16 protein-coding genes are annotated in these 17,519 nt (G+C 68.1%); 11 read left to right on the top strand and 5 right to left on the bottom strand.

Annotated features, from left to right (window positions below; all coding sequences use genetic code 11):
- Window positions 1–44: 44 nt before the first annotated feature.
- Together motA and FHT19_RS00860 are read left to right on the top strand one after the other, a co-directional pair.
- Window positions 45–908, top strand: coding sequence for a flagellar motor stator protein MotA (motA, locus tag FHT19_RS00865; RefSeq protein WP_168553913.1), 864 nt, complete (start codon window positions 45–47; stop codon window positions 906–908).
- Between the two features lie 12 nt (window positions 909–920).
- Entirely contained in the window at window positions 921–1,757 is an 837-nt protein-coding gene (locus FHT19_RS00860; RefSeq protein WP_168553912.1) for a flagellar motor protein MotB, read from the top strand.
- A gap of 51 nt (window positions 1,758–1,808) precedes the next feature.
- On the opposite strand, the gene FHT19_RS00855 is transcribed toward FHT19_RS00860, so the two are convergent.
- The 4 genes from FHT19_RS00855 to FHT19_RS00840 form a co-directional block, all read right to left on the bottom strand.
- A complete protein-coding gene (locus FHT19_RS00855; protein WP_169473375.1) occupies window positions 1,809–2,264 on the bottom strand; it encodes a hypothetical protein in 456 nt (151 codons plus the stop codon).
- Between the two features lie 210 nt (window positions 2,265–2,474).
- Window positions 2,475–3,989, bottom strand: coding sequence for a DHA2 family efflux MFS transporter permease subunit (locus FHT19_RS00850; RefSeq protein WP_169473373.1), 1,515 nt, complete (start codon window positions 3,987–3,989; stop codon window positions 2,475–2,477).
- Between the two features lies 1 nt (window position 3,990).
- The gene (locus FHT19_RS00845; protein WP_169473371.1) at window positions 3,991–5,172 is read right to left on the bottom strand and encodes an HlyD family efflux transporter periplasmic adaptor subunit; all 1,182 of its coding nucleotides are present in this window, start codon (window positions 5,170–5,172) and stop codon (window positions 3,991–3,993) included.
- Between the two features lie 62 nt (window positions 5,173–5,234).
- On the bottom strand, window positions 5,235–6,701 hold the full coding sequence (locus FHT19_RS00840) for an efflux transporter outer membrane subunit (protein WP_211184802.1): 1,467 nt from the start codon (window positions 6,699–6,701) through the stop codon (window positions 5,235–5,237).
- A 102-nt stretch (window positions 6,702–6,803) separates the two neighbouring features.
- Here FHT19_RS00840 and FHT19_RS00835 point away from each other — a divergent pair, with 102 nt between their 5' ends.
- Window positions 6,804–7,448, top strand: coding sequence for a TetR/AcrR family transcriptional regulator (locus FHT19_RS00835; RefSeq protein ID WP_169473369.1), 645 nt, complete (start codon window positions 6,804–6,806; stop codon window positions 7,446–7,448).
- Between the two features lie 115 nt (window positions 7,449–7,563).
- On the opposite strand, the gene FHT19_RS00830 is transcribed toward FHT19_RS00835, so the two are convergent.
- Complete coding sequence (locus FHT19_RS00830) at window positions 7,564–8,457, bottom strand: flagellin (protein WP_168553908.1); 894 nt, start codon at window positions 8,455–8,457, stop codon at window positions 7,564–7,566.
- 244 nt (window positions 8,458–8,701) lie between these two features.
- Here FHT19_RS00830 and FHT19_RS00825 point away from each other — a divergent pair, with 244 nt between their 5' ends.
- From FHT19_RS00825 to FHT19_RS00790, 8 genes are read left to right on the top strand one after another with little or no spacing between them, the layout of a single operon-like run.
- Window positions 8,702–9,979, top strand: a complete 1,278-nt coding sequence (locus FHT19_RS00825) for a sigma 54-interacting transcriptional regulator (protein ID WP_248290218.1) — start codon at window positions 8,702–8,704, stop codon at window positions 9,977–9,979.
- Window positions 9,976–10,338 carry a flagellar hook-basal body complex protein FliE gene (fliE, locus tag FHT19_RS00820; RefSeq protein ID WP_168553907.1) on the top strand — a complete coding sequence of 121 codons (363 nt, stop codon included), beginning with the start codon at window positions 9,976–9,978 and terminating at the stop codon, window positions 10,336–10,338. Before FHT19_RS00825 ends, fliE begins: the two co-directional genes overlap by 4 nt.
- A gap of 3 nt (window positions 10,339–10,341) precedes the next feature.
- Window positions 10,342–12,081: a flagellar basal-body MS-ring/collar protein FliF gene (fliF, locus tag FHT19_RS00815; protein ID WP_168553906.1), complete on the top strand. Its 1,740-nt coding sequence runs from the start codon at window positions 10,342–10,344 to the stop codon at window positions 12,079–12,081.
- 1 nt (window position 12,082) lies between these two features.
- Window positions 12,083–13,096: a flagellar motor switch protein FliG gene (gene fliG / locus FHT19_RS00810; RefSeq protein WP_168553905.1), complete on the top strand. Its 1,014-nt coding sequence runs from the start codon at window positions 12,083–12,085 to the stop codon at window positions 13,094–13,096.
- On the top strand, window positions 13,083–13,715 hold the full coding sequence (locus FHT19_RS00805) for a FliH/SctL family protein (RefSeq protein WP_248290217.1): 633 nt from the start codon (window positions 13,083–13,085) through the stop codon (window positions 13,713–13,715). The genes fliG and FHT19_RS00805 overlap by 14 nt, the downstream gene beginning before the upstream one ends.
- Window positions 13,716–13,738: 23 nt before the next feature.
- Window positions 13,739–15,061 (top strand): FliI/YscN family ATPase, encoded by a 1,323-nt coding sequence (locus tag FHT19_RS00800; protein WP_169474857.1) that lies wholly within the window; start codon window positions 13,739–13,741, stop codon window positions 15,059–15,061.
- A 7-nt stretch (window positions 15,062–15,068) separates the two neighbouring features.
- Window positions 15,069–15,548 (top strand): hypothetical protein, encoded by a 480-nt coding sequence (locus FHT19_RS00795; RefSeq protein WP_179506274.1) that lies wholly within the window; start codon window positions 15,069–15,071, stop codon window positions 15,546–15,548.
- Window positions 15,549–15,586: 38 nt separating this feature from the next.
- Window positions 15,587–17,497: a hypothetical protein gene (locus FHT19_RS00790; RefSeq protein ID WP_169473367.1), complete on the top strand. Its 1,911-nt coding sequence runs from the start codon at window positions 15,587–15,589 to the stop codon at window positions 17,495–17,497.
- Window positions 17,498–17,519: the final 22 nt, after the last annotated feature.

Here is a 17,519-nt window from a genome sequence, read left to right as displayed (position 1 = left end):
CAGCGCCTTTGGCCCTCACGGTTTATCGACAAGGTTATCGCTTCATGTACGCTGGTATCGGCATCGTCGTCCTGCTCGCCATGGTGTTTGGCGGGTTCATCATCACCGGGGGCGCAATCGGCCCGGTGGCCGAGGCGATTCCCCATGAAATGCTGATCATCGGCGGCGCCGCCCTGGGCGCCACCATCACCGGGAACTCGCTGCACGAGTTGAAAGGCATCGGCGCGGGCCTGGGCAAGGTGTTCAAGGGCCCCAAGCACAACAAGCAGGACCATGTGGACGCCATCGTGCTGTGCGCCAAGCTGATGAAGATCCTGCGCAGCGATGGCCCGGTGGCCTTGGAAAGCCACGTCGCCGACCCCAAGAGTTCGGCGCTCTTTGCCGAATATCCGCGCATCCTGGCCCATGGCGCGCTGGTTTCGCTGATCTGCGATACGCTCACGCTCATCGTGGTGTCTTCGGGCACGCTGGAAGTGCACGCCGTGGAAGACGTGATGGACCACGCGATGAAGACCCATTTCCACGAGGAAGAGGAAGCGCAGCACGCGCTCCAGGGCCTGGCCGACGCGCTGCCCGCGCTGGGCATCGTGGCCGCCGTGCTGGGCGTGGTGAAAACCATGGGTTCGATCGACAAGCCGCCCACGGTGCTGGGCGCGATGATCGGTTCGGCCCTGGTCGGCACGTTCATGGGCGTGCTGCTGGCCTATGGCATCGTGGCGCCGCTGGCCGGCAGGCTCAAGCAGGTGCTCGATCAGGATGCGATGATCTACCAGGCGGTCAAGCAGGTGATCGTCTCCTCGCTGCATGGCTGGCCGCAGCCGCTGGTGGTGGAAAGCGCGCGCTCGGGCCTGGGCCATGCCTTTCGTCCCGGCCTTTCGGAACTGCTCGACGCGCTGCGCGGCCGCTAAGGAGGGTGTGCCATGGCCAAGCCGCCAAAGGGCAAGGAAGCGCCCAAGCCGATCATCGTCAAGAAGATCACCGTGGTGGCCGGCGGCCACCACGGCGGCGCCTGGAAAGTGGCCTATGCCGATTTCGTGACCGCAATGATGGCGTTCTTCCTGCTGATGTGGCTGCTGGGCGCCACCACCGAAAAGCAGCGCAAGGGCATCGCCGACTATTTCACCCCCACCCTGGTGAAAACGCGCAAGGGCAGCGCCGGGTCTTACGGCCTGCTCGGCGGCTCGTCGCTGACCGATGCCGACAACTATGCCCACCGCGCCGGCCAGACCGGCACGCGCACGATGACCATCCCGCGCGACGCCACCGGCGGCCCCAAGGACGGCGGATCGAAAGTCAAGCGCACCGCCGTGATGCAGCAGCGCCTCAAGGAAAAGCTGGAAGCCAACGAAAAGCTGCGCCAGCTGGCCAAGCAGGTGCACATGACGATGACGCCCGAGGGCATCCGCATCGACATGCTCGACGATGCCAATTTCTCGATGTTCCGGCTGGGCACCACGATCCTCACCCCCGATGCCCTGGAACTGGTGCGCGCCATCGGCCAGGCCATCGCCCCCGATCCGGGCAACCTGACGGTGCGCGGCCACACCGATGCGCTGCAATGGAAACCCGGCGATCCAGCCAACAACTGGTCACTCTCCGCTGGCCGCGCCGAAGCCACCCGCCTGGCCCTGATGCGCAACGGCGTGGGCGAAAAACGCTTCCAACGCATCGAAGGCGTGGCCGACCGCGACCCGCTGGTGCCCGACAGCCCCAACGACCCGCGCAACCGCCGCATGTCGATCCTGCTGCTGGATTGAGCGGGCGGCGTGGACGAATTAGCAGAGGGTTGCGACGTCAAGAAGTGATGGTCAGCCTCCGTTCGCTTGCATGCCAAGGGGTTTCATCCGACCTTGCATGGCGTCCCATCGTCCTCGCTCGAAAGCGGTTATGGCAAGCTGCGCGGGGTCGTTGTCGTGGAAACCTGTCAGAGTAAGTCCAGATTTCTGCAGCACGATAAATCCCAAGCACTCTTGGGCGTCGCCGTCCTCTGCTACGACTGCGCGCCAGACCGATGGGTCTTGAAAAAGAGGCTTGTCCTTGAAAATGACGTTCGCTGGTGGAGTTACGGCAATCTCGACAGTCCGACCCTTGCGCATCACCACGCGCGCATTTGCACTCTCGAATTGTAGAACTTCCTCGCCAGCTATGCGCGAAGGGCTGACTTTGGGCTCTTCGCGCATCACGCGATCGAGCTGCTCACGAGTCATGCCGAGCAGCAGGGGGTGAATGCCGTTTGAAACTATTCGAAATTCGCGGCTTGCCATGACGCCTCCGGCAACATGTTTCGCTTTTTTCACGAATGGCCGCAACTGGGGCGATTCCCGCCAATATTGGCCATGCCGCCAGCCCAGCCCAAAGCAGACGACTTGGCCGAATTCTGATGCACGCAGAGGCGCAGAGAATTGAACCGTCTCTGCGCCTCTACGCACGCCAACAGAATCACCCGCCGTTGCGCAGAGCCTATCCTAGGCTGCCTACCCCTTGCGCTTACCCGGCTTGGGCGCCAGCCAGATCATGCCTGCCGCCACGAAGAAGATCACCGTGCACAACAGGAACACCTGGCGCGTGGCCAGCGTCACCGCTTCGGTCTGGACCAGTTGGCTCAAGGCCATGCGCGCCTGGGCCACCGGCAGGCCGGTGTGCATGGGCGGATGGACCAGGCCGACCAGTTCGGCGCGGTTGACCTTGGCCTGGTGCTCCCACAGCGTGGTGGACATCGATGTGGCAAAGGCGCCGGCCATCGTGCGCATGAAATTCTGGATCCCCGCGCCCGATGCGGTCTGGTCGGGCCTGACCGAGGCCATGGCCAGCGCCGTGGAGCCCACGAAGAAGAACGGCATGCCCATGCCTTGGATCATCTGCGGAAAGGCGATGGTCCAATAGCCCATGTCCGTCACCCACACCGTGCGCAGCGCGGCAACAAAGCCCAGCCAGGCCACCCCGAAGCTGATCAGCGCGCGGGTATCCACCTTGCCCACCAGCCTTGCCACGATGGGCGAGAACACCACCGCCAGCACGCCCACCCAGCCCATCGCCAGGCCGGCCCAGGTGGCGGTGTAGTTGAGGTTGGTCTGCAGGAACATCGGGATCAGCACGATGAACGTGAAGAACGCGCCATAGGCCACGCTCTGCGTCACCACCGCGATGGTAAAGCCGCGGTTGCGGAACACCGACAGGTCGATGATCGGGTGCTTCTCGGTCAGCTCCCAGATCAGGAAGGCGATGAAGCCGACCACCGCGACCACGGCGAGGGTGACGATGAACGCACTGGAAAACCAGTCTTCCTCGCGGCCCTTGTCGAGCATGATCTGCAGCGCGCCCACCCACAGCACCATCAACCCCAGGCCGACGAAATCGATCGGGGATTTCTGCGTGGGCGTTTCGAACCGGCGCACCAACCGCCAGGCCACGACCAGGCAGAACACCGCCAACGGAATGTTGATGAAGAACAGCCAGTGCCACGACCAGTTGTCGGAAATGATCCCACCGCAGATCGGCCCGGCGATAGGCGCCACCACCGTGGTCATCGCCCACAGGCCCAGCGCCGCCCCGCCCTTGTCGCGCGGGAAGATGCGCATCAGCAGGGTCTGCGTCATCGGCATGATCGGCCCGCCGCACAGCCCCTGGCAGACGCGGAACGCGATCAACGCGCTCAGGCTGCCCGAAATGCCGCACAGCATGGAAAAGATGCCAAAGCCCATCAGCGCCATCAGGAACACGCGCACCGCACCAAAGGTGCGCGCCAGCCAGCCCGTCAGCGGCACGCAGATCGCCTCGGCCACGGCGTAGGACGTGAGCACCCAGGTGCCTTGGGTGGGCGAAACCGCAAGGCTGCCGGAAATGTGCGGCACCGAGACATTGGCGATGGTGATGTCGAGCACCACGACGAAGTTGGACAGCGCCAGGGCAAATCCCCCCAGCGCCAGCCGCGCGCCTTTCAGCGGCGGCGGCCCATCCGCGCCCAAGGCCATGGGCGGTCCGCCGGCCATGTCAGTTGCCGCCCTGTGCGGTCTGGTCCTTTTCCGGCCGCGTATCGATCGTGGCCGTCATCGACAGGCCGATGCGCAGCGGATGCGCGCCCAGCTCGTGCGGATCAAGCGCCACGCGCACCGGCAGGCGCTGCACCACCTTGATCCAGTTGCCCGTGGCGTTCTGCGCCGGGATCACCGCCTGCGATGAACCCGTGCCGCCCGAAAAGCCCACCACGCGGCCATGATAGACCACATCGTCGCCATAGAGGTCAGACGTCAGCGTCACCGGCTGGCCGGGGCGCACATGGGCAAGCTGGCTTTCCTTGAAATTGGCGTCGACGTGCGCCTGGCCGATCGGCACCACAGTCATCAGCACTGTCCCCACGGCCACGCTTTGTCCCACCTGGACATTGCGCTGCGTGACAACGCCGCTCACCGGCGCGCGGATCACGGTGCGGGCCAGGTCGATCCGCGCCTTGTCAAGCCGCGCCTTGGCGACCAGCACCTGCGGGTTGGTTTCGGGCGTGGTGCCGCTCACCAACGCGGCGTTGGCCGCTTCCTGGCCGTTGGCGGTGCCGCGTGCCGCCTGGGCCGAAGCCAGGCTGGCGCGCGCGGCGGCCAACTGCCCCTGGGCGGCGGCATAGGCGTTGCGGGCGGTGGTCAGTTCCTCGCCGGACACCGCGCCGTCAGACACCAGCGACTGGCGGCGCTTCAAGTCGATCTCGGCGCGCTGGAAATCGGCCGTGGCTACCTGGACCTGCGCGGCCATGCGGGCGATATCGGCCTGCCGCTCGCCCACTTGCGCCGAAAGCGCGGTGCCGGTGGCCACCGTCTGGCGCACTTTGCGCAGCGCATCGGCATAGTCGGCCTCGGCCGCCGCCAGGGCGATCTTGGCGTCGGTGGGATCAAGCTCCACCAGGATATCGCCCCGGCGCACCACTTGCGTGTCGTTCACCGCCACGCGCCGCACCGGGCCCGAAACCAGGGGCGTCACTTGCGCCACTTCGGCCGCGACATAGGCGTTGTCGGTATCGACATAGCGCCCGCCCGCGATCCATTCGTAAAGGCCAAAGCCCGCCGCCACCAGCGCCAGCGCGCCGGCAAAGAGCAGGAAGCCACGCTTGCGCTTGGCCTTGCGCGCCGTATCGGCATCGGCTTCGCTGTCGGCAGCACCGGTGAACTTGGGGTCGATATCAGCCATGGGCGGGGTGTCTCGGCATCAGGGAGATGAGGAAGGAAAACGGCTGGGCAGCGGGCACGGCGTCAACCGGCACGAAAGCCGCCGCCCAACGCACGCACCAGCGCGACATGGGCGGCCAGCGTCCGGGCCTGGAGATCGGCTTGCAAGCGCCGGTTGGCGAGCAGTGCATCCTGCGCGGAAAGCACCGACAGATAAGGGGAAAGGCCGGCTTCATAGCGCCGCCGGGCAATGCGCCAGGCATCTTGCGAAGCGGCCACGGCTTCGCCCAGTTGCGCCAGCTGCGCATCAACCGAACGGCGCGATGCGGCCGCGTCGGCCACGTCGCGCAGCGCCTTGAGCAGCGTATCGTCATAGCTGGCCACGGCTTCGTCATAGCCGGCGCGCGCCTGGCGATAGTTCCCGGTGATGCGCCCGCCCGAAAACAGCGGCAGGCTGATCGCCGGGCCCACCGAGCCCGCCTCCGATCCGCTCGCCGTCAGGTTGCCCAGGCCCAGCACCTGCACGCCGATGAAGCCCATCAGGTTGACGTTGGGATAGAACGCGGCGCGCGCCACGCGCACCCGCGCGGCTGCGGCCTCTGCCCGGGCGCGGGCGGCGGCCACATCGGGCCTGCGCCCGACCAGGTCGAGTGCCAGGTTGGCCGGCAGCGCCTGCGCGGTCAGGGCGGCCGGCTGCGGCAGGGCAATCGCATCGCCGCGCGAAGGCGGCGCGCCGATCAGCACGGCCAGGGCATGGCGGGCCAATGCGATCGCTTCGTCGGCCGCCACCAGATCGGCGCGGGCCACGGGAATGGCCGCTTCGGCCTGGCGCTGTTCGGCGCGGGTATCCAGGCCGTTGAGCACGCGCTGGCGCACCAATTGCGCGGTATCCTCGCGCAGTTGCAGCGCTTGCGCCCGCACATCGCGCGCCGCGGCCGCGCGCGCCAGCGTGGCATAGGCATCGGCCACGCCCGTGGCGATGGCCAGGTGCGCGGCCTGGGCTTCGAACCCGGCCGCCTGCGCTTCCGACGTGGCGGCCCGCAGGGCGGCGCGGTTCTTGCCAAAGAAATCGAGTTCGTAGCTGACGCTGAGCGAGGCGCTGCCGGTATCGTTCCAGCCCTTGGGCACGAAGGCGGGGGGGATGCCGTTGTTGTAGCTCTGCTTGGCTTCGGCCACGCTGCCGCTTGCCGAAACCTGCGGCAGCAAGGCAGCGCCGCTGGCCTGCGCCAGCCCGCGCGCCGCCCGCAGGCGGGCATCGGCAATGGCAAGGCTGGGCGCATTGGCCATACCTTCGGCGATTAGCGCGGAAAGCTGGGCATCGCCCAGGCTTTGCCACCAGTCGCTTGCCGGCCAATCGGCGGGGATGGTGGCACCAGCGGGCTGATTGGCGGCGACAAGATCGCTGGCGGCAAGGTCACTGGCAGCGGCCTGGCGCATGGCCGGCGTCCGGCCCAGATCGGGCGTGGCGGCACAGCCCGTCAGCATGCCCGATGCCACCGCAAGGGACAGGACGGACGCTCGGCGGAAAAGACCGGCGGGGAAGGCAGTCATTCAGGGCCTTTACGCAATCGGGAGAGGATGACCGTGTACGGACCGGTCACTAACTTCCAACTGCGCTCTTGCACTGCGCCTGTCAACAGCTATGTGTACGGAATGGTCACTAGCGCGTCAAACTGCCGGCTAAAACGGTGCTCGCCCGACGAGCGGCGGGAAAACATCCTGACCGTGGCCACGCAAGTGTTCACCCAGACCGGCTTTGGCGCCACGTCGATGTCGGCCATCGCGGCCGAGTTGGGCGGATCGAAAGCCACGCTGTACAAATACTTTCCTTCCAAAGAGCAGTTGTTCGAAGCGGTGCTGATGCGGGGGTGCAGCGTGGTGCTGCGCGCGCTCGAAGCGCTGGCGCAAAGCGATTCGGACGATCTGGAAGCGATGCTGGCCGATTTCGGCACGCAGTTCCTGACCGGCCTGTGCAGCCAGCGCTCGCTCGATGTCTATCGCATGGTGCATGCCGCCGGCCTGCAATTTCCCGAAGCGGCGGAAATGTTCTTTCGCTGCGGGCCCGAGCGCGCCGGCACGACGCTGGCGGCGATCCTGGCGCGCATGGCCAGCCAGCGCGGGGTGCCCCTGCCCGATCCGCGCCTTGCGGCCGACCAGTTCCTGGGCATGGTGCGCGGCAAGCTGCACATGCGCGTGGCGATCGGCGTGATGCCGCCGCCCGATCCGGAAACGATTCGCCACCATGCCGCCCATGCCGCGCGGATCTTTGCCCACGGCCTGCTGAACCCCGCGCGCTGAACGACGGCGCCCTGCGCCAGCCCCATCCACGCTGCCGAGCGCCCAGGAAACACAAGAGCCGGCGATCCCTTGCAGGACCGCCGGCAACGTGGAGAACCGAAAACTTGGCAGTCGATCAGCGCAGCAGCGTCAGCACGTTCTGCTGGTTCTGGTTGGCCTGCGAGATCATCGCGGTCGAAGCCTGGGCCAGGATCTGGGCCTTGGCCATCTGGGTGGTTTCGGCCGAGTAGTCGGTGTCCTGAATGCGCGAACGCGCGTCGGACAGGTTGGTGATGTTGTCGTTCAGGTTGTTCACCGCCGATTCCAGACGGTTCTGGCCGGCACCGAGCGTAGCGCGAGTCGCGTTCACTTCCTTGAGCGCGGCATCGACGTTGTCGATCGTGGTGGATGCGGACGTCGTGTCCGTCACGTTGAGCGCCTGGTCTGCCACGTCGGCCGTGGCATCATAGGCAGTGTCACCGGCAACGAAGAGGTTGTCGCCCGAGAAGCCCTTGCTCACCAGCGTCACGGTATCGCCGGTGTTCGCACCGGTCTGGATCGAGAACGTGGCGTTGTTGGCATCGTCGGTGGTGTCGACATCGTCGCCCGAGTTCACCTTGAACACGGCGTTGCCGTTGAACTTGGTGTTGTTGAGCACGTCGGAAATCTGGGCGTTGAGGTTGCCCACTTCCGATTGCATCGCTTCACGGTCCGAATCCTGGTAGGTCGCCGACTTGGCCTGGACCGCCAGTTCGCGCACGCGCTGGAGCATGTTGGTCACTTCGCTCAGCGCGCCTTCGGCCGTCTGCGCCAGCGAGATGCCGTCGTTGGCGTTGCGCACGCCCTGGCTCATGCCGGTGATCTGCGCGGTCATGGTCGTGGAAATGGCAAGGCCCGCAGCGTCGTCCTTGGCGCTGTTGATTCGCTTGCCGGTCGAAAGGCGCTCCATCGCAGTCGAAGCCAGCTTGCTTGCCGAGTTGGAAGCGTTGGCTGCCTTGATGGCGCTGACGTTGGTATTGATTACCGCCATGATGTTTCTCCGATTTTCGGGATAGACCCCAATCGCCGCCAGTCCAGGGATTGACCGGCTGCACGGCAAAGACCGGCAGGATGGGCGGCAATTTAAGGGCAAAATCTTGCCGCCCGCGGGATTTTCGGCGGCCAGACCTAGTGGTTTGCCCTTAGCAGGTCCGCTGATCTTAAAGTTTCACACCATTTGACGGTTTCGCGCGAAAACCTCCCTCGTGGATATGGTTAAGACGGGGGTCAAAGTGATGAGCAGCGATTGCGGCGAACGATTGCCGATCAGCGGGGAAGCAAAGGCGCGCCATGGCGCGCTGGTTGCGCGCGCTGCATCGGTGCTGGCCGCGCCCGGCATGGGGGCGATGCCCATGCTCGCCGATACGGCCGATGTCGCCACGCTCGATCCGCGCCGCCCCGCCATCGTGCTCGAACGCGGCGCGCATCCGGCGTTGGCTCGCATGGCCAATGGCAAGCGGCACGTGGTGCGCTATGCCGATCCGCTTTCCGAAAGCGCGCTGGCGGCGGTGATCGCCTGCGCTGCCGCGCCCGGTGCGCCGATTGCCGCCGATCCGGAAAGCCTGTCGATCCTGGCCCTGGCCGAACGCCTGGCCGCCAGCGACATTCCCGTGCTGATCAACGGCCCCACCGGCACCGGCAAGGAAGTGTTGAGCCGGTTCATCCACGCCGCCAGCCCGCGCCACGACAAGCCGTTCATTGCCGTCAATTGCGCCGCCATGCCCGAAACCATGCTCGAAGCGCTGCTGTTCGGCCACCAGAAGGGCGCGTTCACCGGCGCCAGCGCCGCGGGCGAAGGCTTTTTCCGCGCGGCCGATGGCGGCACCCTGCTGCTCGACGAAATCGCCGAAATGCCGCTTTCGCTCCAGGCAAAGCTGCTGCGCGCGCTTCAGGAAGGCGAAGTGGTGCCGCTCGGCGCGACCCAGCCGATCAAGGTGGACGTGCGGATCATTGCCTGCGCCAACCGCGACTTGCCCGCCGAAGTGGAAGAAAACCGGTTTCGCGCCGATCTCTATTACCGCCTCAACGTCTTCCCCCTGACCCTGCGGGCCCTGGTCGAGCGGCTCGACGATATCGCCCCGCTGGCCTTTGCCCTGATGATGCGCCACGCACCGGCCGACCGGCCGCTGCCCTGGCTGTCGGATGCGGCGCTGGCCATGCTGACCTGCCATGGCTGGCCCGGCAATGTGCGCGAACTGGAAAACGTCGTGCGCCGCGCCTTGCTGCTCGCCGGCAACCAGGCCGAGATCGGGCCCGAACACATCGTGTTCGATCGCCCCGCGCGCAGCCCGGCCAGCGACGCCGCGCTGGCGCAAGTGCATTCGCCGCAGGGGGGTAAGCTGTCCAACATCGTGCAGCTTTCGGAAGCCCGCGCAATCCTGGCCACGCTGGAGGCCTGCGGCGGCAGCCGCGTGGCCGCGGCACGCCAGTTGGGCATTTCCGAACGCACGTTGCGCTATCGCCTCGCCAGCTTCCGTGAAGCCGGCATCGCCGTTGCAGGAGGCCGGCGATGAGCGGGATCAGTTCCATCGGTGCCGGCGGCGGCATCCAGCAGATCATGGCCATGCGCCAGCAGATCATCGATCGTTCCAACCTGCTGCAACAGATCCGCACGCCCGATCCGGGCACCTCGGCCGAAGGCAGCACGCCGGCGGGCGGCTTTACCGATGCGCTCAAATCCGCGCTGGAAACGGTCAACGCCAGCCAGACCAAGGCCGAAGGCCTGTCGCAAGCCTATGAAAAGGGCGAGACGGTCGATGTCGCCAAGGTCATGCTCGCCCGCCAGGAAGCCGGCGTGGCGTTCGAAGCCACGCTTCAGGTGCGCAACAAGCTGTTGACCGCCTATCAGGACATCATGCGGATGGGGGTCTGATAGATGGCAGACCTTGTTCCCGCCGGGGCCGGCGGCAGCCCGCCACCTTCGCTCCTGGCGCCGCTGACCGATCCGGCCGGCGGCACCTTGCCCGCCCGCATGGGCGCGTTCCTGCGCCAGCCACCGCTGCGCCGCGCCTTGCCGTGGTTCGGCGGCGTTACCGCCGCAGGCCTGACCGGGCTGCTGTGGCTGACCATGGCGCCCGCGCCACAACGCATGCTCTATTCCGATCTGTCGGACGCCGAACGCGCGCAAGTGACCGCCGCGCTCGACAAGGCGGCGATCGCCTATCGCATCGACAATTCCACCGGCGCGATCACCGTGGGCGAGAACGACCTCTACAAGGCACGCATGGTCGCCGCTTCGGATGGCGCCGTCGCCACGCCCGAAACCGGCGAGCAGATGATCGACAAGCTGCCGATGGGCGCCAGCCGCACGCTGGAAGGCGAACGGTTGCAAGCCGCGCGCGAGCGCGAACTGGAACTCACGATCATGCAGATCGATGGGGTGGAGGCAGTGCGCGTGCACCTGGCCCAGCCCGAAAAATCGGTGTTCGTGCGCGATACGGCGGCGCCATCGGCCTCGGTCATGGTGCGCCTGGCCAAGGGGCGCCAGCTGGCCACCAGCCAGGTTTCGGCCATCGTCAACCTGGTGGCCGGATCGGTGCCCGAACTCTCGATCGATGCGGTCAAGGTGATCGACCAGCATGGCCGGCTGCTCTCTGCCGCCAAGCCGGGTGACGCCGATCGCCTGGAAATCCAGGGCCGGCTGGAAGACAAGCTGCGCGAACAGGTTTCCCAGCTGCTCACCCCGATGCTGGGCGAAGGCAACTTCTCCAGCGAAGTCCAGGTCGATCTCGACATGGACCAGGTGACGTCTGCACGCGAAAGCTATGACAAGCAGGGCGCGGTGCGCAGCGAGACCCAGTCCGCATCGCAAACCAGCGGCAACGGCGCGGTGGGTGTGCCGGGCGTCTTGTCCAACACCCCACCCGCGCCCACCACGGCCGCCGTGGGCGCGCCGCAGGGCACGCCCTCGCCCACGCCATCGGGCGCGGCCCCCAGCAATGGCGAAAGCTCGTCTTCCAAGAACTACGAACTGGGCCGCGAAGTGGCCGTGACCAACAACACGCCCGGCAAGATCCGTCGCCTGACCGTGGCCGTGGCGCTGTCTTCGGCCGTGCTGGCCAAGGCCAAGCCGGCCGAGATCGACCAGATCAAGCAGTTGGTCAGCGCGGCCGTGGGTGCCGATCCCGCACGCGGAGACCAGGTGGCCGTGGCGGTGCGCGCGTTTAACCCGGCCGACATTACCCCGCCCCAGTTCTATGAACAGCCGTGGTTTGCCATGGCCGTGCGCAACGGCGTGGCGCTCTTGGCCGTGCTGCTCACCCTGCTGCTGGGCGTGCGCCCGCTGATCAAGGCGCTGCGCCGCGAGCCCGGCGCTGCCGGCAGCAAGGCCGCGCGCAGCCGCAAGGGCGCCGAAGACGACGACGAGGACGAGGATGAGGACGCCGCCGACGATCCGGACACCCCGCGCCCCAGCCGCACCATCGGCCCAGGCCCCACCACCGGGGTGATCAAGCCGATGCTCGCCCCCGCGCAGGATGAAACCGGCGCGATCGATACCGAGTTGCTGAGCCGCCAGGTGGGCCTGGCCCAGCGCCTCGTCCAGGAAAAGCCCGACAGCGCCGTGGCCGTTCTGCGCCAGATGCTGAAGGAACCGACCGAGGAAGGCGCCGAGTGACATGGAAGACGAACTCGACGCCCTGACCGACCCCGAACTGGCTGCGGTCATGGTCATGCTGCTGGAAGACCAGCAGGCGGCCGACCTTCTCGCCCAGCTGGAACCCAAGGAACTGCGCCTGCTGGGCGAAAAGATGTGTGCCCTGGGCGAAATCGGCCCGGTTGCCATCGCCCAGTCGATCGCCGGTTTCGTCGAACGCACCGAGCGCCTGGGCCTGACCGCGCACGATCGCGTCGGCCAGGTGCGCGAGTTGATGACCCGCGCCGTGGGCGAGGTGAAGGCCGACAACCTGATGCACCGCATCGCGCCCGAAGCGGCGCAGGATACCTCGGCGCTGGAACTGGCGCGCTGGCTCAATCCCGAAGTACTGATCCCGCTGGTCAAGGCCGAGCATCCCCAGGCCATCGCCGTGCTGCTGGTGCAGATCGACCCCGATGTGGCCGCCGCCGTGCTGCACGGCCTGCCCGAAACCATCCAGACCCAGGTGGTGCACCGCGTGGCCACCCTGGGCAAGGTTTCGGCCGAGGCGCTGGTGATGCTGGAGGAAGTGCTCACCCGCCGCATCGTGGCCGTGCACAGCCGCGCCGCGCTCACCATGGGTGGCCCGCGCGAGGCGGCCGAGATCATCAACGCGGCGGCCAAGGCGGTGGAAAAACGGGTCATGCCCGAAATCACCAAGATGGACAAAGCGCTGGCCAAGGAAATCGAGAACGAGATGTTCAAGTTCGAACATCTCTACGTGCTCGATCCGCAATCGATGGGTGCCATGCTGCGCGAAGTGGACAGCGACACGCTGATCGCCGCGCTCAAGGGCATCGACGAGCCACAGCGCGAAGTGTTCTTCCGCGCCATGTCGAGCCGCGCCGCCGATGGCGTGCGCGACGAAATCGCCGCGCGTGGCCGCCTCAAGCGCGCCGAAGTGACCGAGGCGCAAAAGGCGATGATCACCGCCGCCCGCCGTCTTTCGGCCGAAGGGGTGATCGTGTTCGGTTCGGGTGACGATGACTATGTCTGATCTGCTGCGCATCCCCGTGCCCGAGCGCGCCTTGCGCGCCTGGGGCGCGGTGCCGGGCCAATCGGGCGGGTTCACGCTCGATCCGCGCTTTGCCCGCCAGGCGCCCGCACCGCCCGCCGATTTCGCGCCCATGCCCGATCCCGAGCATGAGGACCCGATCGAGCGCGCCCATGCCGATGGCTTTGCCGCCGGGCATGCCGCCGCCCTGGCCGAGGCGCAGGCCCTGGCCGCCACGCAGGATGCCGAACGCCATCGCATCGACACCGCGCTGCGCCGCATGGACGAAAGCCAGGTGGCCGTGCTGGAAAGCCGCCTGCGCCAGACCGTGCTGGCCTTGTGCGACGTGGTGCTGGCCGATGCCGCGATCGATCCTGTCGGGCTGGAGGCGCGCGTGCGCCGGGCCGCGCAGATGCTGGCCCGCGCCGAAGATGCACGCGTGATCCGCCTGCATCCGGAAGACCTGGCGCTGGTGGGCAATCACTTGCCCGAAGACTGGCATTGCGAGCCCGATTCCACGCTGGAGCGCGGCACGGTGCGGGTGGACGGCGCAATGGGCGGCGTGGAAGACGGGCCCGCGCAATGGCGCCGCGCATTGGATGAAGCCCTGCGCCAATGCTGATGCGCAAGGACGATGCTGCAGCCATGCTGCACCCGGCGCTGCCATTGCTGACGCGGCTGGCCGGTGCCCATCCCGATCTGGCGCCGCGCCGTTTCGGGCTGCTGAGCGCGTGCGATGGCGGCTTGCTGGAAGTATCGGGCCTGTCGGTGCCGATCGGCACGCAATGCCGTATTGTCCATGGGCGCGGCGATCTGGCCGCCGAAGTGATCGGCTTTCGCAACGGGCGCAGCCTGATGATGCTGCTGGGCGATCCGGTCCTGCTGCGCCCCGGCGCAAGGGTGCGACCCGAAGGGCGGCCCGGCATGGTGCCGGTGGGCGAAGCGTTCCTGGGCCGCGCCGTGGATGGCGAAGGCCATCCCATCGACGGCGGCCCACCGCTCGCCACCCATCACGAATGGCCAGCGGGCGGCGTGCGCGCCGGCGCGCTCGATCGCAGCCCGGTGCGCCAGGCCTTCGATACCGGCGTGCGCGCGCTCAACGCGCTGACCACCTTCGGCGTGGGCCAGCGCATCGGCATCATGGCCGGATCGGGGGTGGGCAAATCGGTGCTGCTCGACATGATCGCCCACGGCGCCCAGGCCGAGATCGTGATCGTGGGCCTGATCGGCGAACGCGCGCGCGAAGTGTCCGACTTCGTGGAACGCCACATGGCCGGATCGAAACGCGCGCACAGCGCGGTGATCGCCGTGCCGGCAGACCACGCCCCCAACTTGCGCATTCGCGGGGCGATGATGGCCACGGCGCTGGCCGAATATTTCCGTGCCCAGGGGCGGCGCGTGCTGCTGATCATGGACAGCCTGACGCGCGTGGCCCACGCCGGGCGCGAGATTGCGCTGCTGCTGGGCGAACCGGGCGCGGCGCGCGGCTATCCGCCCTCGGCGCTGGCCACGATCACCAAGCTGGTGGAACGCGCCGGGAATTCGGCGGCGAGCGGCGGCTCGATCACCGGAATCTACACCGTGCTGGCCGATGGCGACAACCAGGACGATCCCGTGGTCGATACCGCACGTTCGATCCTGGACGGGCACATCGTGCTCTCGCGCGATCTGGCGCAACGCGGGCACTATCCCGCCATCGACATTCCCGCCTCCTTGAGCCGCGTGATGACCGACATCACCAGCCCGCAGCACCAGGCCCTGGCTCGCCAGTTCCGCGCGCTGGTCGCCGCATACGAGGCCAACCGCGACCTGGTGCTGATGGGCGCCTATCGCCAGGGCGCCGATCCGCAGCTGGACCAGGCCATCGCCATGCATGCCGCGCTGGCTGATTTCCTCATGCAGGAGGCGCGCGAAGTCGTGCCGATGGATATCGGGATTGCCCAGTTGACCCAGTTGCTGGCCGGCTGATCCTCCCATGTCGATCAAGGCCCAACACCAAAGGCTGGCGCGGCTGCGCCGGCTGGAGCGCTTGCGCGAGATCGGCCATCGGCAGGCCATGGTCGCGGCCGGCCAGGCCGAAGGCACGCTGGCCCAGTTGCAGAACCTGGCCAGCCGCACTGGCGCCCTGGCAGATACGTATGCCGCGCGCACCGATGCCCGCGATGGTGCGGCGCTCGCGCACCTGGGCGCATTTCGCGCCGGTCTGGAGCACATCGCGCGCAGCACGGCCGGCGAGATCGACACCGCCCGCCGCATCGCCGATGCCCGCGCCGCCGAAGTGGCCACGGCCGAGCGTCGCCGTGCCGCCGTCGCCGATCGCATCACCGCCGAAGCGCGGCTGCTGGCGCGAGCGCAAGCCCAGGCAAGCACCCCGCTGGGGCCCACGCGCAACCGCGAAGAGCCCTCATCCGAAACCATCCCTACGCCCCCTTCGCGCGATTGGCACGGCTCTTGAATTAACCGTGTTCAACCCGCCCAGGAGCTTGCCCCGCGATGGTTTCGATTGCTGCCCCACTTGCCGCTTCTGCCCCGTCTGCCAGCCTGGCGGGTGGAACCGTGTCAACCCTGGCGGGCATGACTCCGCCCGGCGAAACCGGCGCATTTGCAGCGTTTCTAGACAATGCGGATCCCGCCTTCGCCGCGCCGCCAGCGGCCCCGGCCCTGGCCGAGGCACCGCCGGGAGCCTTGCCCGCACCCCTGGCTGACGCCGCCCTTGCCACCAAGCCAGAGTTGACCGCCACGGCAACCCTTTTGCCGGAAAGCGGCAAGACCTTGCCGGCAAGCGGCAGCCCCTTCACCATTGCCCCCCCTGTAGCGAGCCTGCCCGCAACGCCGCCGGCCAATGCCGCGCCGGCCCAGCCGGCTGCGGGTGCGGCAACGCTGCCCGTCGCAGCGCCGCTGGCCACATCCTTGCCCGTGCCCAAGCCCGCGCCGGCGGCATCGGTGACAACGCCCGTGCCCGTGGCAGACCCCGCGCCAAGCGAAGCACCGGCTGCCCCGGTCGTGCTTGCACCCGCGCCCGTCCCGGCGGTCCAGACAGCCCCGGCTGCCGCTCCGGCACAGGCGATGGCCAGCGTGCTTGCCAGCCGCCACGCCGCCAACCATGGCGTGGCCAAGGTGGCGGACGACGCGCGCGAAGCACCCGAGGCGCCCGATACACCGGCAGCGCTGGCCGATGTGCCAAGCCTTGCCACGACAACGCAGGATGCCACATTGCTGCCGCTGGCCGACGCCGCCACAGCGCCCGTGCCCCTGGTGCTGGCCGGTTCGCAGGCCGCGCCAGCGCTGCCCGGCACTGCGCCTGCCAGCGGGCCCACCACCAGCGCGCCAGCCGCAAACCTGCCTGCGCCGAACGCGCTTGCCCAAAGCGTGCCATCACCCCGCACCGAGCCATCGGTGGCCGCCCCGGCTCCGGTTTCCGCAAAGACGGCGGCGGTCCCCGCCGATCCCGTCGAAGCGACCCTGGCCGCCGTGCCGCTCGCCCCGCTCGTCGCCACCTTCCGGCCCGCGCAGGACGCCCAGGGCCAGACCGCAACGATCGCGCTGACGCCCGATAGTGCCGGCACCATTGCTGCCGCCCCGCTGCAGGGCCAGTTGCCGGCACAAGTACAGGCCCAGGTTGTGGCACCGGCCCCAGCGCAGGCCGCGCCCATCCCATCGATCCAGCAGGTGCTGGCCGCGCGCGTGGCCAAGGGGCCGGCCACCAACACCACCGAAACCACCATGCAGCCTGCCGCAGCCACCCTCCCCGCCATGGCGGCCGCTACCGACACGGCCACCCCGCCGCTGGCGGCGGCAGACCCCGGCGATGCTCCGGAAACGCCTGCAGCGCCGGCACCCGCCAGCGCAACGGCGGCCCTGCCCGCCGCGCCGGCCGCCGCCTTCACCGTGCCATCGCCAGATTTCGGCGCGGCACCGGCCGCTTCGCCCGCAACAGCCACTGCCGCCATCCCTGGCGCGCAAGTGGCCGCGCTGGTCGATGCCGTGGCCCGCGCCCGCGAGGATGGCCCTGGCGCTGCGGTGGCCGCGACCCTGGCCCACGGCACGTTCGGGCGCATCGATCTGGAATTTCGCCAGAAAGACGATGGCCTCACGGTGACGATGGCGAGCGCCGATCCCGGATTTGCCCCGGCCGTGCTGGCGGCCAGCCGGGCTGATACCGGCACCCTGGCGAACCAGAACGGCAGTGGGCAAACCGCCGGGTCCCAAACCTCCGGCAATGCCGCGCAAGGCCAGGCCCCCGGGCAGGGCCAGGCGCAAGGCCAGGCCAATGCCGGCAGCCAGGGGGGCGATGGCCGCCCGGCGCCGCGCGCGCCCGCACCCGAAACCACCAGCCAGTCCGCACGGCGTGGCAGCGGCAGTGGCGATGAAACCGATTCCGCGCAGGGCGGCGTGTTCGCCTGAACCCGCCCCTGCGCCCCTCGCG

The organism is Novosphingobium sp. SG919 (assembly GCF_012932495.1).
GTDB lineage: Bacteria > Pseudomonadota > Alphaproteobacteria > Sphingomonadales > Sphingomonadaceae > Novosphingobium > Novosphingobium rhizosphaerae.
The sequence above is the reverse complement of the archived record's forward strand: the minus strand, read 5'-3'. Positions and strand labels throughout refer to the sequence as shown.